The sequence below is a fragment of the Pseudomonas sp. genome, from assembly GCF_049590575.1.
Taxonomy (GTDB): Bacteria; Pseudomonadota; Gammaproteobacteria; order Pseudomonadales; family Pseudomonadaceae; genus Aquipseudomonas.
In genome coordinates this window covers 1-2,011 of the sequence record NZ_JBAWDE010000203.1, presented here as the reverse complement: position 1 = coordinate 2,011, position 2,011 = coordinate 1, and the positions used below count along the sequence as shown (strand labels likewise).

At 67.1% G+C, this 2,011-nt stretch carries 2 protein-coding genes; both read right to left on the bottom strand.

Annotated elements, in window-relative coordinates; genetic code table 11:
* Positions 1-368: hypothetical protein (locus tag WBR57_RS13680; protein WP_424084267.1), on the bottom strand; the 368-nt coding region annotated here is incomplete at its 3' end.
* A gap of 352 nt (positions 369-720) precedes the next feature.
* Entirely contained in the window at positions 721-1,833 is a 1,113-nt protein-coding gene (locus WBR57_RS13675; protein WP_424084266.1) for a hypothetical protein, read from the bottom strand.
* Between the last annotated feature and the right edge of the window lie 178 nt (positions 1,834-2,011).

Here is a 2,011-nt window from a genome sequence, read left to right as displayed (position 1 = left end):
CCCAGGTACAGGACTCCCGGCCCCGCATCCCGACATCCCGTAAATGCCGACGTTGCCCCATAAAGCGCCGGGCGCTGTAACACCGGGGGGAGCTCATAGATCGTCTTCGTTGACGCGTCGTACAGCTGGGCGCCGGGGAACTGGTAGTTGTCGGTCCCGGAGTAGAGGCCGCGGCCGTAGACACCCGTCTGGACGCTGATGCCGCTGTGATGGAGGACCTGGCGAAACCCCGAGCCGCCCGGGACAGATCCCGCGCCGATCGGGGCGCCAAGCCAGCTGTCGTCGGACCAGCTGGTCCTCATCCCGCTACCGCTGGTCTCCGTCGCGCTGACCGCGACATGCAGGATCGTGCCTGGGATCTGTTCCATTGCTCCGACGCTCCCGCTCGTCGCCTTCGCGCTGGCCGCCGCCGGCGCCGAAGGCGCTCCCTGAAAGGGGACCCCAACTACTCCGAGCACAAGCCCCGCGACGACGGCCCCACCCAGCGCCAACCGCACCGCCATCCCCCGACGGGCACGGCTGTGATGATCTCGACTCTGTTTTCCATCCTTTGACTCGCGCTTCGGGGGTTCGTTGTCTTCCCCCTCGGCCTGGCCGGTGTTCGACATGGCTCGCTCCCTCGTTTTGCGCTGTGTCGACGTCTCTGTGCGACGCCGGACTCACACTCATGTTCGAGCCGGCCAGGCGATTTGCAACCAGGGGGAAGCCCCCCTCCGGCAATCAGCCCAGCGCGATGGGGTCGCCGTGGTCGCGCCAGTCGCAAAATGCGTCTTCGACCGCGCAGATCGCGCGGTGGACTGACTCGTGCAAGCGGGCGAACGTCGGTCCGTTGGCTACGGCGAGGTCCTTGAGGGCGCCCTCGATGGCCTCATGCCGTACACCGGCGCCGGCGTGAGGTGGTGGGGGCTCGTAGAGGTCAAGGAAGCGGCCCAGCAGCGCAGGCTCTTCGCCGACCAGGAATGCCCACTCAAGCAGCTTCGGGTGGGCGCTCAGCACATCGGCGACGTGCTGAGGCTTAGGCCAGTTGAGCTCGTCAAATCTAGGAGGCTCCGGATGGGTCGACTCGGACAGGAACCGCCGGGCGATCTCTGCCCGCGCGGTCTCGGGACTGTCGAGCGCCTCAACGTCGGGGGCCATAGCGGCCTGCAGTTGCTCAAGCCGCCTCCTGGCCGAGCGCTCGGAACGGGCAAGACCCGCCTCGGTCACCGAGGTGAGGAGCAGCTTGAGCTCCACCGCCTCGGCCATTCCCCATAGCAGCGCGAACTCGAGGTCAAGGTCGCTGGGTGGGTAGCCGAACCACCGCTCGAACCGCTCGCGCCGTCCCCGTTCCTCCGCCTCAACCGAGCTGCTGTCCTGCGGGAAGACGCGAGGCGTGCGAGCAGTCGCGTGACGTTCAGCGGGCTGCGCCGAGGCCCACTGAAGCACATCCACTAGCGGTGCGTCACTCCCGCTGTCGACCCACTCATCGTCGACGATGGCCACCGCCCCGACGCCTCGCGCGTACTGCAGATTCGCGGCGGTGTGAATATCGCTCCATATCACGGGCCGGGTTGCTCGACGAAGACTCGGATGACGCGTGAGTCTGTCGCACACCTTGAAGCCGCTCTGTTCGAGATCACCGGCCCGCAGGTCGATCAGCGTGACCGACGCGTGCGTGGGTCGGTGCGCCGCGTCCGCGTAGAGCGATACCAGCAGCGCGTTGCGGCTAGGTGTCGCTCTCACCTCCCACTCGCCCAGCACTCCGGCGTCTCGCAGCTGATCCTGGAGCAGAACCCTCCGGTCGCGCACGTTGATCGGACTGGCGTCGTACAGGTATACGAGCCGAGAAGCCATTGGCCGCAAGACTACGCACCCGGGAGGTCGCGCCCCTCAGAGCAGCTGCGCGAATGCTTGCGATATCGACCCGAGCGCCCGGTCGATCGTCTCGTGATCCATCGCCGTGCTCACGCACAGCTCGCCCCGCTGGGCGGCGAAGATCCCATGCTCCAGGAACGTCAGGTGGAGGAGTCGC

Excerpts from the sequence above, each read along its gene's own strand:
- WBR57_RS13675 (WP_424084266.1), bottom strand. The coding sequence starts at position 1,833 with ATGGCTTCTCGGCTCGTATACCTGTACGACGCCAGTCCGATCAACGTG.